The organism is Stieleria maiorica (assembly GCF_008035925.1).
Classification (GTDB): Bacteria; Planctomycetota; Planctomycetia; order Pirellulales; family Pirellulaceae; genus Stieleria; species Stieleria maiorica.
This window is the reverse complement of the sequence record NZ_CP036264.1, coordinates 228,300-251,463: the sequence shown is the minus strand read 5'-3', so window position 1 is coordinate 251,463 and position 23,164 is coordinate 228,300. Positions and strand designations below refer to the sequence as shown.

Genomic DNA, 23,164 nt, shown 5'->3' with positions numbered 1-23,164 from the left:
GCGAGGAGAGAGTTACGGTTGATTATCATCGTCCAAATTCAATAACCTTGCCATCGCCACACCATTATACGTGTGCAGGCCAATTGCCCAATGAGCGGACTCCATTGATGACTCGGCGACGAAACTGGAAGCGATCGATCTGTGTTGCCGCAGGCCTTTTCGGCGTCCTGACGATCAGCCACGAGACCTTGATTCCGGCCGCTGCGGCTGATCCGACCACCGATCAAGCGTCGCCTACCCTGTCGGATTCCGCCTCCACCGAGACCAAACCGACGGCTTTTGACGTCAAAAAGTTCGCAAATTTGCGGTATCGGGACCACGCCGATGACCGCGACAGCGCCGGCCGATGTGATGTCTACCTGCCGCAAACAAAGTCACCGCCAGGGCCGAATACACCGTCGGGGCCAGCCACACCGCCGGGGCCAGCCACACCGCCGGGGCCAGCCACACCGCCGGAACCTGCGATCGAGTCCGCCCCGGATCGCCGCTGGCCGGTAGTGCTGGTCGTCCACGGCGGTGGCTGGGCGACGGGCGATAAATGGACGATGGAGCGGCACGCCCGCGATTTGGCCGGGAACGGGTTCGCGGCCGTGGCGATCAATTACCGTCACGCCCCGAGTTCGAAATTCCCCGACCAGGTCGACGACGTTCGCGCCGCACTGGTCTGGATTACCGAAAACACAGCGAAGTACGGTTGGGACAGCGGGCGTGTCGGGATGTATGGTTATTCCGCCGGCGGGCATCTGGTTTCGTTGGTCGCCACGCTCGCCGATGAACCTTGGGAATCCGTCCGCCAAACCACCGCGTGGCCGCAGGACGACGAGCGCTGGAAAAAATTGCCGCCGATCGGTGCCGTTTGCATCGGCGGGCCGCCGACGGACTTTCGCGACCTGCCGCCGGACAACACCTCGCTCTCGTTTTTCCTGGGCGGATCGCGACGCGAGTTGCCCGGCGTCTACGCCGCCGCCTCGCCGATCTGCTTCACCTCGTCCAAAGACCCGCCGTTTCAAATCATCCACGGCGAAGCCGATTGGATCGTCCCGGTCAACAACGCCAAAAACTTTCACCGATCGTTGGTCGACAGCGACGTCGATTCCTCCCTGCAAACGCTGCCCGGCAAAGGCCACCTGTTCGCCTTTCTCAGCCCCAAGCTGACCGATTGGATGCTGGAGTTTTTTGAGGAACGATTGGCGAAGTAGGGCACGCGTTGCATGCCGAAGGTAATGGGCTCGTCGCCTCGCCCACTACCATCGAGGCAATTCGGGTAAGAAGATTTTGAGGGTAAGAAAGTTACCGTTCAACTATTCAATGGAACCAATTTTCCTACCTCCAAAATCTTCCTACCTCTTCACCCAACCGCGATGATGAGAGTCAGCGGAGGGACGGCAGAATGATACGGGGCAGAATGATGAGGAGCGATTAACGCTGGCATCACAACGCGGCGTCGATCGCTTGCGTCAAATCCTCGCGCAGGTCGCCGGGTGACTCCAGCCCGACCGACAATCGGATCAACCCGTCGGTGATGCCGAATCGGGCACGGTCGGCGGCATCGTAACTGGCGTGGGACATCGTCGCCGGTTGTTCAATCAACGACTCCACCGCTCCCAGGCTGACGGCCAGGTGAAACAGCTTGGTCGATTCACAAGCCTTGGCCGTTTCTGCGATCCCCGCATCGAGTTCAAACGTCACCATGGCGCCGAACCCGCCGTCGAGCGTCTTGGCCGCCAACGCGTGCTGCGGATGACTTTCCAGCCCCGGGTACAGCACGGTGCGAACCTTGGGGTGCTGTTCCAGCCAGCGCGACAACTCGAGCGCCGTCTTGGACTGTTCGCGAATCCTTAAATCCAACGTCTTCAGCCCACGGCTGACCAGGAAACAACTCAGCGGATCCAACACCGCGCCGGTTGCGTTTTGAATGAAGTACAGCCGGTCAAAAAGGTCCTTGTCGGCCACCGCCAGTGTGCCGCCCAGACAATCGCTGTGACCGCCCAAGTACTTCGTCGCCGAATGCATCACGATGTCGATCCCGTGCTCCAACGGCCGCACCAGCGCCGGCGTTCCGAAGGTATTGTCGACTCCGATCAACACGCCACGCTGTTTGGCGATCGACGCCAACCGCGGCAGATCGGGAATCGTCAGACGCGGGTTCCCGATCGTTTCGGCCCAGATCAACTTGGTCCGATCGTTGACCGCATCGGACACGGCGTCGGCATCGGTCATGTCGACCAACGTGACGTCGATGCCGCTGCGGTTGCAGATCTTGTGCAACAACCGATACGCGCCGCCGTACAAATCGCAACCGGCGACAACATGGTCACCTTGCTCCAGCAACATCGTGACACAATGGATGGCGGCCATCCCGCTGGCGAACGCCAACGCACCGACGCCCGACTCCAACGACGCCAGCGTGTTCTGCAAGTTGCTCCGAGTCGGGTTGCCGCTCCGCGAATAATCGAACTCGCCCCACTCGCCCGCACCGGGTTGGCGAAAGGTGCTGGCCAAATGAATCGGCGGAACGACCGCACCGGTCGCCGGATCGATCTCATTGCCGACATGAATCGCACGGGTACGAAAGGCGTTTTCGCGCGACGCCTCGCCGCGGCCATCCTGATCGCTCATACCGACAGCGCTTGCTCCAGATCGGCGATCAGATCATCACCGTTCTCGATCCCGCAAGACATGCGGATCATGTTGTCCGCGATGCCGAATCGCACGCGGTCTTCGGGCGTGCAGTGGAAGTAGCTCATCACCAACGGTTGCTCGATCAGCGACTCCACGCCGCCCAAGCTGGGCGCGATCCGCGGGATCCGAGCGGCATCAACGACGTTGGCCGTTTGCTTCCAATCGGCATCGCGGATCGTGAACGTGATCAGCCCGCCAAAGCCTCGCATCTGGGCCGCGGCGATCGCGTGGGTCGGATGGCTTTTCAGACCCGGGTAATAAACGCGTTCGACACGCGGGTGAGATTCCAAGAATTCAGCGATCCGCAGCCCATTTTCGTTTTGACGCTGCATCCGCAATTCGAACGTTTTTAATCCCCGTTCCAGCAGGTACAGGTTGTGGGGCGAACTGATGTTGCCCAGGATGCCGCGCATGCTGCGGACGGCTTCCAGTTGCTCGCTGCGGCCACAGATCACACCGGCCAGCAAGTCGTTGTGTCCGCCCAGGTACTTGGTCGCCGAGTGGAGCACATAGTCGATCCCGTACTCGGTGGGATTCATGTTGTAGGGCGTGGCCAATGTCGCATCGATCAGCGTTTCGACTTCGTTGGCTTTGCCGACGGCGGCAAATTTTTCCAGGTCGATGACCGAAAGGTGCGGGTTGGTCGGCGATTCGCTGACCAGCATCTTGGTGTTGCGGTTGATCGCCGCTTCCATCGCGTCGTAATCACCGGTCGTCACTTGACGGGTGACCACACCGAAGCGGGAGAGGTGCTTGGCACAGAATTCGCGGCTGCGGTGATAACACTGGTCGAAGAAAACAATTTCGTCGCCGGCGGACAGTTTGGTCATCAGCAATCCGACGATCGCCGACATGCCGCTGCCATAGACGATCGCTTCCTCGCACTTTTCCAGCGCCGCGATCTTGGCTTCGACGCTGCGTTCGTTGGGGTTTCCGTAGCGTCCGTATTCTTCACGCTGTTCGTCCCCGTTGACGAATCGCATCAAATCGTCGGTCGATTCGAAGGTGAACGTGGCGGCGGTGTAGATCGGCGTGGTGATGCTGCCGGAATCCTTTTGCCGTCGCTCGCCTGCGTGAACGCACTGTGTGGATAGGTCCGCGCGACGCGTGGGCATTGCTTCCAGGCCCCCCGTGGAAATCACAGCGGAAGCGTCCGCCGGAACAGAAGAATCGCCTTGGTTAGAAGGCTTGGTCGATGATGGTGACGTGGCGTCACCGGCTGTGTGCTTTGTTTGCATGGCTCTTTAGCAGAAGGGCTGCAAGTGGCCGTAAATCCCATGAAATACGCTTCAGACGAAAGATCGCCCAAAATGTCACTCCCCACAGACTAGCCGGACCAGATAGAATCGACAAGCGAAAACGTGTTGACGCGAGTCCAGATCGCTTCCTTGGGACCCTCTTTGCGGCATGACCGGTTCATTTTCCCTGCCCTGGCCATTCCAACTGCCCTGGCCATTTCACCCGATGTCTCAGGCGCCGCGCGCCGTGGGTCTGGCGGTGTTGGCCATCGCTGCCGTTCACTTGGGGGGTGGCGTGGGGGCGTACACCGCGGTCGGTCAAACCCCACCCGCAGCGTCGGATGCGAAAGCAGTCGCCGAGCCGGCATCGTCTCAGGAATTCGAGCGGCACGTCACTAAGCTCGTCAACGACCTCCGCAGCGATCAATTCGCCGTCCGCGAACAGGCGTCTGAACAGCTGTTTCGGATCGGCCCGGCCACGCTGCCGACCCTGCGATCGATCCGCCGCCAAAGCAATGACACCGAACAATCCGACCGGCTCGATCGCATCATCGAGTCGCTGGCCAAGCAGAACTTGGAATCCCGAATCCGCTCGTTCTTGCAAGGCGGCCCCTCGGAACTGGAAAACTGGCCGGAATTCGAAAAGTGGTTCGGCGATTCCCCCCCCATCCGCGAGCTGTTTGTCGATCTGTATCGCGAACACCCTGACCTGGTCGATTCACTCGGGGGCACCCCACAACAACTTTCGATGGGCCTGTCGCGGGTTCACCGCCGACTGATTGAACGTGGCGTCGGACCGCGCGAGGTCCCCCAGCGAATTGACTTGCTGGCACTGCTGCTGCCGATGACCGACCCCAATTTTCAAGCCGGTCCGCAATACGATTTGATCGTCGCGTCGTTGTTACAGCTTTATCCGGCCAACGATTTCCGCAAAGACGCGGTGTTCGGCAAGCCCTTCATGCGGATCGTCGCCACCTGGATGGCCCGCAGCGATCTGAGCATCCGCGAACAGGTGCTGCGTTTGGCTCTGCAGTGGAAAATGGACATCGGGCTGACGCTGGCGCTCGAAACGCTTCAACAGAACCCCGACCCGATCCTGCTGTGCCGCTGCATGCAAACGATCGCGCGACAAGGGACGCCCAAACACGCGTCCTTGCTAGCAGTTCACATCCACGACTCCACCGTGGTGTTCCAAAAACGCTACGTGGGCGTCCATGGCAGCGAAGTCCAAGTGGGCGATGTGGCCGCCGCCACGATCGCCTTCCTGCACTCCGTCCCGGTCACCGAAATCGGCTTCGCCGAGCCGGCCGAACACCCGATTTTTGGAATCATCTACGAAGAGCTGGTGGTGCCGATGAAGGCCCCGGTCAATGTCGGGGACAAGTCCGACCAGGATGCGGCAAACGACGACGACGCGACACCAGACCCTGCGGACGACGGCGACGAGCAGGTCGAGGCGGAGCTGGATGAAGACGATTTGACACCGCTGCAACGTGGCCGGTTGACGCCACGCGAAATCGCTCGCTTGATCGACCAGGCCAAACGGCGAGAGGAAAGCCGCATCGAAATCCGGCTCAAAGCGTTGGAGCTTCTGCCGACCACGCCGGCGGAAATGCCCCAAAAGAGCTGACCGCCAGCGGAGGGGGCAACACCTTGTTTGCCTGCTGGCTTCCGGTTATCACTCGACGGCTGAACCCCAGACCGCACCCTCCCGGACGTTTTGTCGTGTCGATTCAGCAGACCCTTTCCTCGCTCCTTGGCGCCGATGCCGACGCGGTCGCCGCAGGTTACCGCCTCCGCGAACTCGCCTCCGGCGATGCCGCATCGGCCGTCTCCGTCCTGGCCCACTTGGCCGGCCATCCGGACCGTTTGGGCCAGTCCGACCCCGCGATCGTCGGCGCCCTGCTGCGCGTCGTGCACACGCTGCTGGTCCAAGACCGGTCCGAAGCGTCGATGGAGATCATCGGGACGTTGACGCCCGACGTGATCCGTCAAATCGATCAATCGCTGCCGCCGGAAACCTCCAACCGCCATCTGCTGTTGCACCTGTTGACCTTGGCACGCTCGCGCGAGTCGCTGGAGGTGTTTGTCGATATTTTGAAGCAACGCCCGCCGAGCGATTGGATGGACGCGGCTCAAATGCTCAGCCCCTTGATGCAGCATGACGACTGGCCGGTCGACGCCGTCTTCCCGGCGGCCTTGGATTGCCTTTCCGAACCGGCACTAGCCGCCTCGCTGCTCGACTTGGCAAATTATCTGTCGCGCAGCGGACGCGTGGACGAACACCCCGCCGCCGGCATCCTCGCCGCGCTGATCGAATTGCTCGGACAAGTCTCCAGCCGCCTAGGTTTCTTCGAAGACAACCCACGCGCTTTCGGCGACGATGTGCCGACGGTGCAAAAGCGGCTCGCCGAAGCGGTCGCGTTGGCGGTCGCGCTGTGCGATTCACTGGCACTGATCGGCGACGAATCGGCGATCGGAAAACTGAACCAAACCGTCCTGCTGCGACACCGACGCGTGCAATGTGAAGCCGCCGGGGCGCTGGCCAAGCTGGGCGACGAAGAAGGCCGCAAACGACTGATCGAACTCGCCAGCGATCCCGCCGCACGGTTGCGTGCGATCGCCTATGCCGACGAGCTGGGGATCGGCAACGAAATCGACGAGGACTACCGGACGCCCGACGCGACCGCCGAAGCCGAGATGGCGTTGTGGTTGAGCCAGCCGCACCAGATGGGCGTGCCGCCGACCCACGTCGAAGTCGCGGAGTCGCGACGGTTGCTGTGGCCCAGCTTCAACGATCCGGTCGACGTCACGCTGGTCCGCTTCGAATACAACATGGGCGATCGGGGTTACAGCAACCTCGGCATGACCGGTCCGGCCGTCTTCACCATGGCCTGTGACTTGGCGGACATGCCGATCGACGACATCTTTGCCATCTACGCCGGTTGGCACGCTGATCACGAAGACATCTTCTCGGTCCCGACCGAATCGATGAACGAAGCCCAACGCCGGGCGATGGAAACATTCCAGCAACACCTGCAACATCTCGGCTATGAAGAACTCAAACCCGTGTTGCTGGGACTGTTTTTGGACGAACGGGCCGGCGTGTTCACGGCCAACCGCGAAGGCACCGAGTGCGTCGTCATCACCGACGGCTTGGAAACGATCGACCAGGCGACCGCCGGACGCACCCGCCCACTGGGCGCCGAAGATCTGTTCAACCTGTACAAGGGCCGCAAAATGCTGCGGACCTTCAACCCGTAAGCGGCACGCGTCGGATCGTAAGTAGGGGTGGCAGGACTCGAACCCGCGACCAAGGAATTATGAGTTCCCTGCTCTAACCGACTGAGCTACACCCCCGGGGGTTGGACGCAGATTCTATCGCAAATCGACCGCGTTTCGTAGCCGTGCAGCTTCGTGTTACCCGCGGGTGTTCTGCCCGCCCGTCTCGGCCGCAACATTTTTTGACCACGAAATTTTTTGACCCCACCTTTCCCCGACGCACGACACAGCCGCACCGGCGATGACATTGCGCGATTAAACTCACACAAGAACGAGTTTGCCAAAGTCGGCCAACGCCGTCATCACGTGGGCCCGATCGACGACGCCAGCCTGATCCGCCATCGTTCTGGGACGAGTCAATGGAAAACGAGACAACGTCAAACCCGTACACTGCCCCAACCACATCACCGAGCTCAACAAATACGGACAGCGTTGACTTCGCACCAATCATTCGACGGTGGGAACGGTTGCGTCTCTATTACAACGCAATCCTTGTCCCAATTGTGCTGACCACAACATTCGTCGGATTCCCTCACCACGCGTCGCTCCCCGGCTATTGGGTCTCGGTCGTCTTCGGGGGCGTCTTCGCAAACCTGTGTTTCATGGCTGGACCTACGATCGAAGGGTATGGCACCTACTTTCGATTCTGGAACAGCGCGATGACAATGATGCTGTTCCTTGCGGGGCTTGGATTTACCGCGCTGCTCGCGATTGGATCGATCGCCACGTTTTGAAGCTCATCGCGAGTTCACATCAAGTTTCCGCAGGATCACCTACCGTTTCATCGACCGAAAATTGAAATGCGGTCCCCGGCGTCGGTTGCCAGAGTAACAATAACACCGAGTGATGGGAGAAGTTGAATGCGAACGCGATCATCACTTTGAAGCCGAACGCCACTTGACCGAATGCGCAAGGCGTTATGAAGGATGTGGTGACGCAGAGGACAAGCTGTCCGCCAAAAGTAAGTTCGCCTTCCTGTGCCGTTTGCAAAACAAGTCGGAGAAAACGGCCCCATCACCTTCGACTCCGATGATGAACTCACACGCCGGCAACTAAAAACGCAAGATCGTGGCCACAGTGTTTACAACGCACGGCTTTACGCAAAACCAACTCTGCGCACGAAGGACATTCAACCTCATCTCGGCCGGCCTCAACGAAAGAACCGGCACAGGCTGCGTCGATGTCGTTCTTGATGGCAAGTTCGTCATAGACAGTTTCTTTGTTATCCTCACGTGACAATCGCGAGAATTCGCGACCAAGACGCAAAGCATTCTCCCGCTTCTCAGAGTCGTTGGGGTATGCCCGAAGTTCTGACAATGCGGCTTGGTAAGCTTGTTCGGATTCCGCCAATTTCGCTCTGTTTTTCGCGAACTCATCCAATCCGATCTTGACCATTAGCGAAATAATGCCGCCCAAAATCAGACCGGTAACAACTGGAATCTCCATCGTGATTCTCCAAGACCCTGTTTGAGTGATCGAAGCACAAGATCTTGAACCCTACCTCACGGGAACGAGATGCGGTGGGAATCGCGAAAGGGCTTTGGCTATATTGACCGGCAGATGAATGAGTGTCCACGGCGTCGGCCGCCGGAGGACTCGGGCGAATGAACGGGTAGATTGCCACAAACAGCACAAAGAGGCACAAAAACATCCGCGTTCAGAAAAGGCAGAGTGCTTTAACCGTCGTTCCAAGATCCCTTTTTAGCCGTCGATCGCGCCTTCGGTTTTTCTTGTTTCGTAAGTCGGCCAGAAGTAGCGACCATCGAACTCCTCAATGACCAGAAACGCGTCGGGTCGCAGCGGCAGCTTCGCAAACGTACCGTCGTCGCGCAGCTCGTGCATCAGGGCGGTGAGCATCTCACCAAACAGAGCGTTCAAGTCTTCGTCACTGATCTCATTGTCTCGAATGATATGTTCGCGACCTAGATGGTCCGTCATTGTGACAGTCTGCTCTTCAACAATCGCGGCGTACAGTCCGCACCACTCGGTGACGTAGAACACGTTCAGGTCGTCATCGATGAAGGTCGTCCACGAACCGTCAACTTCCGCGTCGGGCCGGGTGTCGAAGACGAGAGCGATGTAACCGGTCTGCTCCGCATAGAACCCCAATGTGATCAGCCCGATGGGATCGGTGGGCTCGCCGGGACCGAAGTTCTCCTGATCTGCGTAGCCCGCCACACGCTGCTCGATGTAAGCGCGAATGCGCTTTTTCTCTTCACGCAGATCGATGCTCGTGACCAGTTCGAATTCGTCTTCCTCGTCGTCCTCAAATTCCGCCGCGTCGGACTGAACCGTCTGCGGGATCTCCTCGTGCCACTGCCCCTCGACAAGTCGGACGCTGTCGCGAACCTGTCCCAACAGCGGGTGATCGAGCATCGTCCCCCGCTGCGAATACCAGCGGACCAAAATGCCCGCTCCACCGGATTGGTAGACCTGAAACAGATTGCGTGGCCCGGCAGCAAAACAATCCCGCTGCCACGACTGTGCGACTCCGTCGAATTCTAGCACCAAACGGTTGAAGGGCTGCTTGTCAGGAAGATTGACCATTTTCCTGGGAACATCTTTCCGGTACCGCTCGATCCCTTCCTGGAAGGCGGCCTCGCCGCCGGGAAGTCGATAAAGGAAGAACACAACCATCGACGATCCCCGCCAAGGCGAGTCCGAGTCGAAGTGCCCGGACAGGCGTAATACAATTTCGTTCCCGTCGACGTTACAGTAGATTTCCTCCAGCGGAAACTGATCTGCGCCCGTAATACGCAGCGGGCCCACTGCGAATTCGCTAGGCAGTGCACGCCCTTGCATGGGTACGTGAGATGTCGGCATTGTCAAACCTATTCGGCAGGGAAAATCTCGCGGACAAGTTTCGATCTCTGCCAGCGTAACAGAATCAGCGAGCGATGAGTCACCACCTGTTAGTCGCCGCCTTTGGCGAGGAATCGGTTGGAAATCGTTTTGAACGAAATCCGATCGTCACCTACACCGTGCACCCAGACCAACCCCTCGCGTTCGGTTTTTGGATTCAGCGTGCTCTTGCCTTCGGCCATCGCGAGGATGTCGTCAATCGTTTCCGGCACGGCAACCTTCCCGATGGGAGGAACGATTGGCAACCCAAGCTGTTCACTGACGGCTTCCATTTCAGATTTCTCCAAGTACGCCGACGCGTCGATGTCGAAGACGTTGAACACGAACACGGCGGGCTCTTTCAATCGATACCGGTTCTTCTGGATCCCCGGACCGACCAATTCGCCCTGAACGGCCAACGACCGGCCGAGGCTTGGCAGCCTTTCATGAAGCGAGAGAGAGCGAACAACGCGCCAATGGCTATTCGACTGGTCTTCCGCGAGTTGCCAATTGCGTCCGCAAACACCGAACCGACCCTCGTTCACGAACGCGGTGAACGAGGTGCCGTCGATCTTCTCCGACACATAAAACTCTTTGCCGCGGAACGATCCGAAGTCACTCGCCAGGTTTTGAATCCGCTCCTCATCCGTCTTTGAGATGAACGCCGGAAACGCTCCCACGACCTCGCCTCCCAGGCAAGCGGGAATGGGCGCTTCGTACTTCACGATCCCCAGCTCGTCCGTCACGTCTTCCCCGACTTGGAACGATCGCCCCAATAGGCTCGGGTTGACCAGCAGACCCTGCGAAATCTGCCCGCGCAGCTTCACCGTACGCAGTCGAAACCCCTCGCGGCCCTCCATGGTCTTTAGCGACGACTTTCGCAAGAATTCAAACTCATCGCGCACCGGTAAGAAGGAGTCGATTTCGCAGTAGATCACCGCATCCCCGACGGAGAATTCCCCCTTCTTCGTAACACACTTCCAGCCATCGACCACCGCCAACTCGATCAAGTCCGCCCCATCAATCGGCCGCAATTCACCGACCGTCCGGATTGTCGCCAGTTTTCTCATTGCGATTCGCTCAGAAATTTCTGCTTTGGTACTTCTCCCCCGATCCTGATGCGAGACGCACAAAAGGTCGGGCAGGTTCGCCGGCGTCGAGGAGCCGCTGAACGATGAAGAGATCGTCACGGGAAGATCGAACAAGGGGCAAAACAATGGGGGCAAAACAATGATGGGGAAAGAGTGGCAGAGTGATTCGGGACAGAATGATCCAGCTGCGGCGTGTGGTCAGGTTACCTAAATGTCTTTCCTCCTATCGTTTTGCCCCCATCGTTTTGCCATTCCTCGCTGGTGGGCAACAATCGTGCACTGGGACCAATAGGACCCATCGGACTAATAGGTCCTCTTTGTCCTATTGGTCCTATTGGTCCTATCGATCGCGGGCCCTTAGCCGCTGAGGCTGGACCACGCGACGTTCGTTGCGTGCGGCCCGAAATTTCCCTTGGTAGGCAGGCTGCTTTTCCCTACGATCTGGGAGCGGCTCACTACTTTCGGAAGGGCAACATGCCGGCGTACGACATCATCGGTGACATCCACGGTCACGCGGACGAATTGAAATCTCTATTGGCGACTCTTGGGTATCATCGACATCGGGCAGGTTACCGATGCGTGGATCGGAAGCTGGTGTTTGTCGGTGATTTCGTCGATCGGGGACCGGCGATCGCCGAGGTGATTGAAATCGTTCGCGCGACAACGGACGCTGGCGATGGCTTCGCCGTGATGGGGAACCATGAATACAACGCGATTGCCTACCACACCGCTGTGCCCGGCCGAAGTGATGCTTGGTTCCGCGTGCATTCTGAAAAGAACACCAGGCAGCACCAAGCGACGTTGGACCAGCTTTCCCCAAACGAGATGGCTGATGCGATCGCTTGGTTCAAGCGTTTGCCGGTGGCGTTGGAGCTGGATGGGATTCGCGTCGTTCACGCGGCCTGGCGGGAGACGCAGATCGATTTACTGAACCACTCGCTTGAATCACTCGGCCGGTTGGGTGTGGATTTCTTGACGGAATCCGAACGGAAAGGCAGTGCGCTAAATGAAGCGGTCGAGGCTGTTTTGAAAGGGCCGGAAATTGCCTTGCCCGTGGGACATTCGATCGTTGACAACGGAGGCCACAAGCGCAATACGGTTCGGATCAAGTGGTACGAGGATCCGGCCGGGCGGACGTATCGCGGCTACCATTTTGGATCCGATGACGTGCCCGACGTTCCGATGAACGCGGAAACCCTGGATGGAATGACCGGCTATCCCGAGGACGCGCCACCGGTGTTCGTGGGACACTACTGGCTGACCGGCCGGCCAGCGCCCTTGGCCTCGAATGTTGCCTGCACCGATTACAGCGTCGCAAAAGGCGGAAAACTGGTGGCCTATCGCTGGGACGGCGAGCAGGTGTTAAAGAACGAAAACTTCAAGTGGGTCGAAGGCTAGCGCTTTGGCCAATCTGCGACGTCAAAGCGATCCGCGATCGATGGGACCAACAGAACGCAGGGGACCTATAAGTCCTCTGTGTCCTATTGGTCCGACTGCATGTCCGTTGCCCCGGCGATCAACATGCGATAAGTGATTCTAGGGCACCTTTCTAGAGGCTTTGCATCGAGCCACGCGGGCGACAGTCCGGAAGGGCTGCCGTACTTGGAAAACCGCTTTGCGGATTGATCTGGCTCCGCCGATTGCTGTCACACTACCATCGCGGCGACGTCTGGCTTGCGAATTCCATCCTGCGTTTGCGAGTCCATCGGGAGCCCAAGTTTCACGCCATCATCGCAATGTTTCATGAAGATCTCGCTGGCATTCTCTGGCGGTGGCGTCCGTGCGACGGTGTTTCATTTGGGCGTCCTGGCTCGGCTGGCGCGGCAAGATTTGCTGGGAAACGTGGAAATCGTTTCCAGCGTTTCCGGGGGCAGTTTAGCGGCAGGGCTGGTCATCGCATCGGCCGGGTATCGATGGCCCGGCAGTGAGGAATACTTGCACGATGTCGTGCCGCGTTGCCTTTCGGTGTTGACGACGCGAAATGTGCAGCGGACCTATGTCCTGAACTCGCTGCTGTTCCCATGGCGGCTTGCGACCGGGCGGGCGTCGGTGCTGGGCGATGCGCTGGAGAGCCACTGGGGCATCCGCGGCTCGCTTGCCGATTTGCCCGTCACACCGCGCTGGATCATCAACGCGACCTGTTACCAGACCGGCAAGAACTGGCGTTTTCAACGTGACTTGATGGGCGATTATCAAACCAAGTACGTCACCGACCCCGAGTTCCGATTGTCGCACGCGCTGGCCGCGTCGGCCGCCGTCCCTGGTTTGATCGGGCCGTTGCGTCTTCCGTCGCGGCGGCACCGTTGGAGTGAGTACCGTGATGGCGATTGGTGCGGAATCAAACCGAAGTACAACCACCTTCACCTTTGGGACGGTGGCGTGTACGACAACTTGGGCGTCGAGTCGCTGTTCAAGCCCGGCGAAGGCCTTTGTGATGGCACCGATTTTTTGATCGTTTGCGATGCCTCTCGCCCTCTATCAAGCGAGACGCGGCAATCGCGATGGCGGCCGGGATACTTGAAGGCGTCGATGCGGCTGGTCGACATCGCGACCGACCAAGTCCGCAGTTTAAGAACTCGGATGTTGATGGAGTACTTCAAACAGAATCCGGGAACAGGCACCTATCTGCGTCTTGGATTGGCGACGAAGAAAGTTTACCGACGCAATCCCGGCGCTGGCAAACCCGCACTGACCGACGACGAGGTCAGCCGGGTCGTGCGGATTGAAACCACACTGCGTCGGCTGACCCACAGCGAGTTCAGTCTATTATTCCGTCACGGCTATGAAGTCGCCGACGCAACGCTGTCCACCTACGGCCAAAAAGCCCTGGGTCGAATCCCCAACAATCGAGTGCAATTCAGAGCTGCATGAACGTCGCTTTTGGCGCCGGACGTCTAGTGATGGCCGTTGGCCGAACCCTCGATGCGAGCCCGCACTCGTGCCCGAGGGCTTGTGTAGACACCAACGACGGACTGACGAGTTGCGCTGCGACAACCTCGCGCCCTCCGAAGAAAACAAGCAGGAGGGCCCCCCGACCGACAGAACGACTAGGGCATGGGGAGGTCCGAGAAATCGCAGGTGAACTCTTGTTTTACATCGCTTTGGGCTCGTTTAAACTCTTCCCCTGTCGGCCTGCCGACTCGACGCTCGTTTCCTGATAATTATTCGCGGAAAGTTTCCATGCCTCACGCCCACAGGGCCACTCTCGCTAGTCGCAAAAGAAAAACGCGTCGTTGCCGGAAACCTCTCCTCGGCCGGCGTTTTGAAGTGCTCGAAGACCGCAGGCTGTTGGCCGCCGGTGTGGGGGACGACAACTTTGGCATCGGAACGGAACTGCGGAATTACCGTCTGGCGGTGGCAGCGACGGCTGAATACACCGATTTCATCGGCGGACAGGAGGCCGCTTTTGACGCGATCAACGACGCCGTTAACGAACTGAACGCGATCTTCGAAAGCGAGCTTGCGATTCACCTTCAATTGGTTTCGACCACCGCGAGCGTGTTTGTCGACGCCGCGAGCGATGGTTACACCAACGGCAACGTCGGCGCAATGCTGAACGAGAACACGTCGCGGCTGAACAGCATTTATGGTTCGGCCGCGTACGATATCGGACACGTTTTTGGAACGGGATCGCAAGGGGGACGTGCGGGGCTCGGTGTGGTCAACACCTCCGGTAGAGGTCGCGGGGTATCAACCTCTGAGAATCCGATCGGACCGACGTGGGTGGAGTTGGTCGCCCATGAAATCGGCCATCAGTTCGGAGCCGAACATACCTTCAACGCAAGCGTGGTGGTCGCGGGCAGCGAGGCGCGCGAAGCGTCAAGTGCTTTTGAGCCGGCGAGCGGTTCGACGCTGATGGGGTATCCTGGCATTGCCAACGATGGTGACAATTTACAAGAGTATCCCGATCCACACTTCCACGCGGCAAGTTTCGAGCAGATCGAAGAATTTGTCTCCGGTGTGGGGGCTCCGAATTCGACGACACCGTTAATGAACGCCGTTCCGTCGGTTTCAGCGGGAGCGGACTACGTGATCCCGGCCGGGACGCCATTTGAGCTGTCGGCAAGCGGAAGCGACCCCGACGACTCCGATGAATTGACCTACACATGGGACCAACTCGACACCGGCGGGACGCAAGGGTTGCCAGTCACCGATGATGGCAGCCGCCCCCTGTTTCGAAGCTTCGGGCCGACGACGGAATCGAGTCGCGTTTTCCCTCGGCTCACCGATCTGGTCGCCGGCGTTGACACGTCGATGATCGGCGAGGCGCTGCCCACCACCACGCGAGAGCTGAATTTTCGCGTGACCGTGCGTGACGGCCAGGGCGGTGTCCACTCCGACGACGTGCGATTGAACACCGTTGGCACCGGCGCGGCGTTCGCCATCACGCCATCGGGTTCGAATTGGACCGGCGGTGTCAGCGAGACAGTCACCTGGGACGTTGCCGGCACGACGACCGCCGCGGGTCACGGCATCGATGCCGACCTGGTCGCGATCGAGCTTTCGGTTGATGGCGGATTGACGTTCCCGATCGTACTGTCAGCGTCGACGGAGAACGACGGCAGTTTCACATTCGTGTCCCCCAACATTGATGTTCAGCAAGCTCGAGTCCGGGTCCGTCCGCTCGACAACGTGTTCTTTGCGATCTCAAACACCGATATCCAAATCACGTCGTCCGGTTCAAGTCCCGGAATTCTGATACAAGAGTCTGGCGCAAGCACCATCGTCGGTGAAGACGGCGTGGTCGGATCCCCGGTCATTGACACCTACGACATCGTTCGAACGACCAGCACTTCGGGAACCACGACCGTTGAGATTTCGGCTTCGGAACAGGCGGAATTGAGTCTTGATGGAATCAATTTTTCGCCGACGATCCATGTCGATTTAGCCGGCACGAACCCCGCAACCGTGTCCGTGCGGGGTGTCGATGACGCCGAGAGTGAAGGCATTCACGCGGGGCTGATCTCACATCGAGTGATTTCCAGCACGGACTCAAACTACGCCCCCGCGATGATCATCCGTCCCGTTTCGGTGACCATCGCCGACGACGAGTGGCAACCGCTGATCGGAGTGGATTTTGACGAGGCAACGGGGAACTCTCCGACGAACTGGACAAAGATCTCCGAACAGTTTGACGGCACCTATTCCGATCTGATCCGTGAGGATGGGATCATCAGCCCGGTCGGGTTGACGATCGAGATGGCGGACGCGGCGCTTGTGTTTGAAACGATCCCGAATGAGCCGCCACTTCATTCGCCGCGTCTGGATGGGATTGATGGAGCGCGATTGGCAACCCAATCCTTCGAGTTGACATGGTCGGGGCTGACACCCGGGATCGACTACAACCTTTACGTGATGACCAGTGAATGGTTCACCACAGACAATGTCATGCAACAGGTTGAAATCCGAGGCGGAACCGATGTGCCGGCGTTCGTTCAAGAGACCAGGACCATCGGAAATGGGTTGCTGATCAATCAAGCGTTGTCAGACGAAAAGACGCCTTTGGAATCTTCGGCGGTCATTGCCCAGGCAGATGCGAACGGCGAGATCGCGATCATCATCACCAACTTGAGTTCGCTTCCGAATGAGGATGCGATCCTTTCCGGCGTTGCGATCCAATCGCGGGCGACAGACATTCCGGGATACCATGTCTCACAATCCGCTGATTCAACGATCGTGAACGAGTCGGCGGATCAAGACACGTTTGCGGTGGTTTTGTCGGCCGAACCGATCGGAGACGTTGTCATCAGCCTGGAATCGACCGACGCGGGTGAAGTCGTGGTGACGCCGTCCGCACTCACGTTCAACCAGTCGAATTGGGACCAACCGCGGACCGTCACCGTCATCGGAGTCGACGACGCGATTGCCGACGGCGACCAGACCGTTGGCGTGACGCTTGCCATCGACCGCTTGCAAACCACCGATGACAGGTTCGATGACTTGCCCGATCGACAGATTCGGGTACTGAACCAGGATGACGAAACCGGGCCGCTGATTGGAGTCGACATCGGTTTTGACGATCCCGTCCCCAACAATTGGACGGATGTCGATTCAATCTTCACTGTGTCGGGGACGGACCTGATCGCTGAAGACGGAACCACATCGGATGTCGACCTGACGTCCTCCATTTTCGGCAGTGCTTCTTCGTCCAGCTTCAGCCCGCCACTGACGTCCATACCACAGCACACGCAGTCGCTCGCGAATCTGGACGGTTATTCTGTGGAGACTACCGGCGAAACGTTCAATGCGACGTGGAGCGATTTGATTCCGGGAGAACAGTATCGCGTCTATGTTTTTGGGCTTGAGTCACGAGACGGTTCGTTTATTCAGGACGTTGAATTCATCGGTGCGAACTCGACAAGCTTCACGCAGACCCTGGTTGATGGAGAACTCTTCGTCAATGACGCGGCCGGTTCGAGCAGCAATCCGCTGGACTTGTACGCGCGATTGATCACAGCCGATCCATCGGGAAGCATTCGGGTGCTCGTGTCCCCGGCAGACGGATCGGCCGGAATCGCGCTTGCGGGGCTGGCAATTCAGCGCTATGAGCGTGTTAACGACTCGCTCTCGGTGTTGATCCAGACCTCGGCAATCAGCGAAAACGGAGGAACATCGACGGCAACCGTCATTCGCAACAATGGATCCAGTGGCGATCTGGAAGTCACATTGACAAGCGGTGACGGAAGTGAGGCGAACGTGCCGGCAACCGTGCTCATTCCAGACGGAAGTGATCGGGCAACGTTCGTTGTCAGCGCGGTAGACGATCAAGTTTTCGATGGCCCGCAAACCATTGAAATCACGGCATCGGCGACAGGTCTGGTCGATGGAGTTTCAGTGATCACGATTCTTGACGATGAATCGATCCCAAGGCCGCTGGTTGGAATTGATTTCGATACCGGTTCGGAAACCCCGACCCACTGGACACCGATCGGTTCCCGACAAACGCCGACGACAGAACAGAATTTGAAGAATGAAACCGGAGCCGCCACGGATTTCGATTTAACGATCACCGGTGCCGGTGGCAGCATCACTTCCTATACCGCAACACCGACTCCCCACACGATTCCGGCACACGACCAACTGCTCAACGACATCGCGGGGCAAATCTACACCGACACGAACGCGGTCACGTTTACATGGAGCGATCTCAATCCACAAAATACGTATGAAGTCTACGTTTTCGGATTGGAGTCGTTTTATTCCAGCATCCAACAGAACGTGATGATCACGGGAGCGGGACCAGCAATCTCGTTTCTGCAAGACTTCAATCAGAACGAATTGTCGATCAACGATCACATCGGTTCCTCAATGCTTCCGCTCTCTTCTTACGCCGTCCTCGTCGAGCCGAATTCATCCGGGCAAATTGTGATCGACGTCACTCCCTCCGGGTCGACCCTGGATGTGTCGATCGGGGGGCTGGCGATTCGGGAGATCATTGTCCCTGAAACGCTGGATTTTGGTGATGCCCCCAGTTCAACCCAATCGGGATTTGCGAGTTCGTACCCGGTGTTGGTCAGCGATAATGGCGCTCGGCACAACAACATCGGGGCCACGTTGGGCGCGGCTCGCGATTCCGAAAGCGTCGGCGTGCACTCGGCAGCTTCAGATGGCGATGACCAAACGGGAACCGCGGACGACGAAGACGGAATCACCTTTGCCGGTCCGATCGTCGTCTCGGACGAGGAATCGATGACCGCGACGGTTGACGTCGAACTTCAAAACCCGGACCCCAATTCAAACCTTCTCGATGCATGGATTGATTTCAACCGCGATGGCGATTGGGACGACCCGGGCGAACAAGTCATCGCCGGACTTCAACTCGGGACCACCGCTGGAATCCGATCCGTCAGCTTCCCCGTGCCTCAGGACACAGGTGCGAATGTCGAAACGGGATCAACCTACTCGCGATTCCGACTCAGTTCCCAAGGCCGCCTTTCACCCACAGGGCTCGCCGCCGACGGTGAAGTCGAAGACCACGAGGTGATGATCGCCCATCGCCCTCAGCTGAAAACCATTGCCGTGGGTGATGGATCGGAGCAGCGATCCACCGTCTCCGAATTGGTGGTCACCTTCGACACCGAGGTTCTTGCGGCTGAGTCCGCGTTCGAACTCATCAACCGGTCGACCCAAGCGGTGATCACGTCGCTGGACATTTCCTCCGTCGTTGTTGATAGGAAAACACGGGTCACCATCACGTTTGACCCTGGCGATTCGATCGTGACGATGGGCGGCGGAGCGCACTCGCTGGACGACGGTAATTATCAACTGACGATCAATGCGGCACAGATCACCGCCGTCGATTCGGGATTGACGATGTCAGAAAACGTTATCTTTGGTGACGAGGCGGTCGATGCATTTTTCCGCTTTTACGGCGACAGCGATGGCGACCGTGACGTGGATGGGCAAGACTATGGTCGCTTCGGAGCTGCGTTTTTGAAGACGCTGAGCGAGCCAGGCTATCGAACGGAATTCGACTCCGATGGTGACGGCGACGTTGACGGGCAAGACTATGGACGCTTCGGAACTCGGTTCCTAAAAACACTTCCGTTCGCCTAGCACTTCATCATTGGACACTCAACGTTTGACGCGATCCCTTCCGGGACGCACCACGTCGCGATCAGCGGTAAGAGTCCACCTTCATTCAACCAGCCTACGCTTTGATCGCTTCGATTTGCTTGGTGGCGATGCCGACGGGGCGATCGATTGGAATACCGGCGCAGGAGAGCAGCGTGGTGAGCAAGTCGCCTTGATTGCCTTTCACGTCAGGCAGATAACGCCCCGTCTTTAATGAGCCGCCTCCGCCACCTGCGACGATGAAAGGCAGGTTCTCTCGGCTGTGTTTGTCGCCGTCTTCCAGGCCTGAACCCCACATCATGATGCAATTGTCTAGCAGCGTTCCATCGGCTTCCTTTAAAGAACGCATCTTATTGACCATGTGTGCGAACTGTTCGATGTTGAACGCGACAATCTTCGCGACCTTGTCCATCTTCGTCTTGTCGCCGCGGTGGTGCGTTTGCGAATGGTGCTGGTCGCTAAACCCGAGTTCTGGATAATTCGCGCCGTTGGGCCGTGAACCGATGTAAGTCGAGACGCGAGTCATGTCGGTTTGGAAGGCCAAGACGTTCAGGTCGCACATGACTTGCATATACTCGCTACGTTTGTCGCCTTCGGGAATCTTGATCTCGATGGGCGGTGAATCAGCGCCCCTGTTATCGCGACGCAGGCCGGCCTTTTCCATCGCGGCTTGCTTTTGCCGTTGCTCGATCGCCGCGATTCGACGTTCGACCGACCGCACGCTATCCAGGTATTCGTCTAATTTGCGTTGGTCGGACGAAGGCAGTTTGCGACGTAGATCTCGAGCGCCGCCAAGGACCAGATCCAACATGTCGCGGTCCAGCGGGCTGGCTGTGCCGGAAACGGCAGTGCTGCCTGAAACTTTCTGATTGAACAAGCGGGCAAGCACGTTTCGCGGGTTCGTTTCTGCGGGCACGACTTGGGTCGGTGAACGGTAACTGCAGTGCGAGTAATAGCCTTCATTCAGCCCGGCTTGGTTCTCTTTCCAGTTTTGCGGCATGGTCGCCAGTTCCAGTGACGGCAACGGCGTCATCGCGCCGACATAATTCGCCGCAATTTGATCTGCCGAAATCGCGATGTTGATTTCGCTACGTTTCGCCGGGTCCGGCAGTGTCGCGGTGAGCCAAGTCGAAAGCTCCAACGCGTGCGGTGCTCCGCTGAAGGGAGCCGTGGGCACGCCAGAGATCCCCTTCATCATCAAGCACTGGTCCAGCACGGGCTTCAGGGACTCGATCGCCGGAGGCGGTGAATCAAGAAAACTCTCCGCATCGGTCGGCCAAAACTCGTCCATGATCACGCCATGCGGCATGTACATAAACCCGAGTCGGACGGGAGGCTTGTAGGCCTCGGCAGCCTTGGCTTCTTGCCAACCCATGACATCGAGCAGCGGCAGTGCGAGTGCCGCACCCAGGCCGCGCAAGCAGGTTCTGCGATCAATCATTCCAGATCTGATCATCGTTCTCTCTCTCATCTTCGATTCGGCGATGCGTGAAGGGATAACTTGTCACAACTTCGGTGACCAGCGTTTGCATTTTGTAATCGTCGGCGGCGACGCGCTCGGTCATTTCGTCCACAACGATTTCGTCGTAGCCTTCAAGGGAGCGACACAGGGCATAGGCCAACATCTTTTCGGCCAGGTTCCGAGCAAAGTCATCGAGCCGCCCGCTGACCATCGCTTTCAATTCCGCAGGCGTCGAAAAACGACTGCCGTCCGGCAGCACGCCGGAAGCGTCGATCGTGCCGCCGTTGTCGTCTGAGTCTCGCCAGCGTCCGATCGCGTCAAAGTTTTCGAGTCCGAAACCGATCGGATCGAGCAAACGATGGCAATTGGCGCAGACCGGATCGCTGCGGTGCAATTCGGTAAGCTCTCGCATGGTCAAGCTCTTGCCCGCTGTCTCGCCCTGCACTACCAAGGCAGGCACATCCGGTGGAGCGGGCGGAACGTGTTCGCCTAGAACTTGTTCCAGCACCCAAACGCCGCGATTGACCGGACTGGTTCGATTGGGAAACGACGTCGCCGCAAGCACGGCTGGCATGGCTAGGATTCCGCCGCGGTTTTGATTCGTCAGAGTGACTTTCCGCATCGCTTGGCCGGTGATGTCGTCAATCGAATACACTTCGGCCAATGGTTGGTTCAAGAAGGTGAAGTCGCAATCAATGAAAGTCGCCGCGCTTAGGTTTCCGCGCGTGACGTTGTCAAACAGCAAGCGTGCTTCGTCGTACATCGCGCTGCGCAGGGCTTCGTTCATCTGGGGGAACTTGTCCTGATCAAACGTGCGGTCGCGCCAATCATCCAAGCCCAACCATTGGGCGCCGAAACCATCGAACAGCGCGCGCGATTTTGGCGATGCGAGCAGACGTGAGACCTGTCCCCGCAACACATCTTGCTCGTGCAGCTTACCCTCCGAAGCCAAACGCATCAGCTCGGCGTCCGGCATCGTTGCCCACAGAAAATACGACAGCCGCGACGCGAGTTGGCAGTCATCCAGCCGCACAATTTTGGCGTTCCGGTCAGGTTGCACAACCGGGGTGATGAACAGGAATTGCGGTGAAACCAAAGTTGCTTTGACCACCAAGCGGAGAGCGTCTTCAACGCCTAGCTTGTTCTCTCGCCCCAGCTCATACACATTGAGCAACGTGGCAATTTCCTGCTCGGAGGCAGGACGTCGGTACATGGTCCGTGCCAGCGATCCAGCGATCTTGGCTGGCGCAAGAGCCTTGCGGTTGCTCGGGTCAATCTTCTGGCCGATCAACCGATAGAGCACCTCACTGGATGGCATTTGACCGACGGGCCAAACCTGATCCAGCACTTTGTCGGCGATCGTCAGGTACTGTTCCAGTTGCAGCGGCGAAAGCGAATTCAAGTAGCCTTCCCCGCTCACCTCGTCAGGCAGCGCCGCTGCGATCTCGGGATCGACCCCAAACAAGTCGTGCAGTGTATTGCCATATTCTGCCTTGGTCAGTCGCCGAATGATAAACGGGCCTGGATCTTTGGGGCTCAAGAATTTGATCTTCTTTTGCCACTGGACGAACATCTGCCGTTCTTCGTCAGAGGGTTGATCCAATCCTTCCGGCGGCATGTCATGCGCTTTCACTCGCGACGCCGCTCGTTTCCATTGCTCGGTGAACGCAGGGTGAGTCGGCGTGTTCAAGGCTGGAGAGAAGTTCACCCCCGCTTCGGTCGGCCGACGGTTCTGGTGGCAATCGATGCAGTAAGTCTTGATGAAGCGTGTGACATCTTTTCGAAACAGCTTTTCAACTTCAGCCTTCCGAGCCGCATGTTCGTCATCGAGTGTGTCTTGCGCAGGCGTGCTGTTCGTTTGGCAGGTTGTAAGCAGTACCGCCAGGAAACCCTGCGCCCAGCAAGCTGCAATGCGGGATGGGTTGTAATCGGTAGTCATCATGGCTTTGGCGGGGGGGAGAGCCGTGGAGGGACCTCCATGATACACCCTCAGC

Annotated in this window: 13 protein-coding genes and 1 tRNA gene; 6 read left to right on the top strand and 8 right to left on the bottom strand. The window is 58.4% G+C overall.

What is annotated here, in order from left to right; all coding sequences use genetic code 11:
* Positions 1–107 precede the first annotated feature (107 nt).
* Positions 108–1,199 carry an alpha/beta hydrolase gene (locus Mal15_RS00835; protein WP_167546553.1) on the top strand — a complete coding sequence of 364 codons (1,092 nt, stop codon included), beginning with the start codon at positions 108–110 and terminating at the stop codon, positions 1,197–1,199.
* A gap of 232 nt (positions 1,200–1,431) precedes the next feature.
* Here the strand turns inward: Mal15_RS00835 and Mal15_RS00830 are convergent, their stop codons facing one another.
* Both Mal15_RS00830 and Mal15_RS00825 read right to left on the bottom strand, forming a co-directional pair.
* On the bottom strand, positions 1,432–2,619 hold the full coding sequence (locus tag Mal15_RS00830) for a trans-sulfuration enzyme family protein (RefSeq protein WP_147866008.1): 1,188 nt from the start codon (positions 2,617–2,619) through the stop codon (positions 1,432–1,434).
* Positions 2,616–3,797 (bottom strand): trans-sulfuration enzyme family protein, encoded by a 1,182-nt coding sequence (locus tag Mal15_RS00825; RefSeq protein ID WP_147866007.1) that lies wholly within the window; start codon positions 3,795–3,797, stop codon positions 2,616–2,618. The genes Mal15_RS00830 and Mal15_RS00825 overlap by 4 nt, the downstream gene beginning before the upstream one ends.
* A 349-nt stretch (positions 3,798–4,146) precedes the next feature.
* On the opposite strand from Mal15_RS00825, the gene Mal15_RS00820 reads away from it, so the two are divergent.
* The gene (locus Mal15_RS00820) at positions 4,147–5,550 is read left to right on the top strand and encodes a hypothetical protein (RefSeq protein ID WP_147866006.1); all 1,404 of its coding nucleotides are present in this window, start codon (positions 4,147–4,149) and stop codon (positions 5,548–5,550) included.
* 95 nt (positions 5,551–5,645) lie between these two features.
* A complete protein-coding gene (locus tag Mal15_RS00815) occupies positions 5,646–7,184 on the top strand; it encodes a HEAT repeat domain-containing protein (RefSeq protein WP_147866005.1) in 1,539 nt (512 codons plus the stop codon).
* 22 nt (positions 7,185–7,206) lie between these two features.
* Here the strand turns inward: Mal15_RS00815 and Mal15_RS00810 are convergent.
* The 4 genes from Mal15_RS00810 to Mal15_RS00790 all read right to left on the bottom strand — a co-directional run bounded on the left by Mal15_RS00810 (position 7,207) and on the right by Mal15_RS00790 (position 11,113).
* Positions 7,207–7,280: transfer RNA gene (locus tag Mal15_RS00810), tRNA-Ile, on the bottom strand.
* A 960-nt stretch (positions 7,281–8,240) separates the two neighbouring features.
* Entirely contained in the window at positions 8,241–8,648 is a 408-nt protein-coding gene (locus Mal15_RS00800) for a zinc ribbon domain-containing protein (RefSeq protein WP_147866003.1), read from the bottom strand.
* A 255-nt stretch (positions 8,649–8,903) separates the two neighbouring features.
* Positions 8,904–9,839 carry a hypothetical protein gene (locus Mal15_RS00795; RefSeq protein ID WP_147866002.1) on the bottom strand — a complete coding sequence of 312 codons (936 nt, stop codon included), beginning with the start codon at positions 9,837–9,839 and terminating at the stop codon, positions 8,904–8,906.
* A 275-nt stretch (positions 9,840–10,114) separates the two neighbouring features.
* Positions 10,115–11,113, bottom strand: a complete 999-nt coding sequence (locus Mal15_RS00790; protein WP_147866001.1) for an RNA ligase (ATP) — start codon at positions 11,111–11,113, stop codon at positions 10,115–10,117.
* Positions 11,114–11,608: 495 nt separating this feature from the next.
* On the opposite strand from Mal15_RS00790, the gene Mal15_RS00785 reads away from it, so the two are divergent.
* The 3 genes from Mal15_RS00785 to Mal15_RS00775 all read left to right on the top strand — a co-directional run bounded on the left by Mal15_RS00785 (position 11,609) and on the right by Mal15_RS00775 (position 19,690).
* The gene (locus tag Mal15_RS00785; protein ID WP_147866000.1) at positions 11,609–12,532 is read left to right on the top strand and encodes a metallophosphoesterase; all 924 of its coding nucleotides are present in this window, start codon (positions 11,609–11,611) and stop codon (positions 12,530–12,532) included.
* Between the two features lie 345 nt (positions 12,533–12,877).
* Positions 12,878–14,005: a patatin-like phospholipase family protein gene (locus Mal15_RS00780; RefSeq protein ID WP_147865999.1), complete on the top strand. Its 1,128-nt coding sequence runs from the start codon at positions 12,878–12,880 to the stop codon at positions 14,003–14,005.
* A gap of 396 nt (positions 14,006–14,401) precedes the next feature.
* Positions 14,402–19,690 (top strand): reprolysin-like metallopeptidase, encoded by a 5,289-nt coding sequence (locus Mal15_RS00775; RefSeq protein ID WP_167546552.1) that lies wholly within the window; start codon positions 14,402–14,404, stop codon positions 19,688–19,690.
* Positions 19,691–19,784: 94 nt separating this feature from the next.
* On the opposite strand, the gene Mal15_RS00770 is transcribed toward Mal15_RS00775, so the two are convergent.
* Positions 19,785–21,164, bottom strand: a complete 1,380-nt coding sequence (locus Mal15_RS00770) for a DUF1552 domain-containing protein (protein ID WP_147865997.1) — start codon at positions 21,162–21,164, stop codon at positions 19,785–19,787.
* On the bottom strand, positions 21,142–23,112 hold the full coding sequence (locus Mal15_RS00765) for a DUF1592 domain-containing protein (RefSeq protein ID WP_199773788.1): 1,971 nt from the start codon (positions 23,110–23,112) through the stop codon (positions 21,142–21,144). Before Mal15_RS00765 ends, Mal15_RS00770 begins: the two co-directional genes overlap by 23 nt.
* Positions 23,113–23,164 lie beyond the last annotated feature (52 nt).

Coding starts and splice junctions, on each gene's coding strand:
- Mal15_RS00835 (WP_167546553.1), top strand. CDS start 108: ATGACTCGGCGACGAAACTGGAAGCGATCGATCTGTGTTGCCGCAGGC.
- Mal15_RS00830 (WP_147866008.1), bottom strand. CDS start 2,619: ATGAGCGATCAGGATGGCCGCGGCGAGGCGTCGCGCGAAAACGCCTTT.
- Mal15_RS00825 (WP_147866007.1), bottom strand. CDS start 3,797: ATGCCCACGCGTCGCGCGGACCTATCCACACAGTGCGTTCACGCAGGC.
- Mal15_RS00820 (WP_147866006.1), top strand. CDS start 4,147: ATGTCTCAGGCGCCGCGCGCCGTGGGTCTGGCGGTGTTGGCCATCGCT.
- Mal15_RS00800 (WP_147866003.1), bottom strand. CDS start 8,648: ATGGAGATTCCAGTTGTTACCGGTCTGATTTTGGGCGGCATTATTTCG.
- Mal15_RS00795 (WP_147866002.1), bottom strand. CDS start 9,839: ATGGTTGTGTTCTTCCTTTATCGACTTCCCGGCGGCGAGGCCGCCTTC.
- Mal15_RS00790 (WP_147866001.1), bottom strand. CDS start 11,113: ATGAGAAAACTGGCGACAATCCGGACGGTCGGTGAATTGCGGCCGATT.
- Mal15_RS00785 (WP_147866000.1), top strand. CDS start 11,609: ATGCCGGCGTACGACATCATCGGTGACATCCACGGTCACGCGGACGAA.
- Mal15_RS00780 (WP_147865999.1), top strand. CDS start 12,878: ATGAAGATCTCGCTGGCATTCTCTGGCGGTGGCGTCCGTGCGACGGTG.
- Mal15_RS00770 (WP_147865997.1), bottom strand. CDS start 21,164: ATGATCAGATCTGGAATGATTGATCGCAGAACCTGCTTGCGCGGCCTG.
- Mal15_RS00765 (WP_199773788.1), bottom strand. CDS start 23,112: ATGATGACTACCGATTACAACCCATCCCGCATTGCAGCTTGCTGGGCG.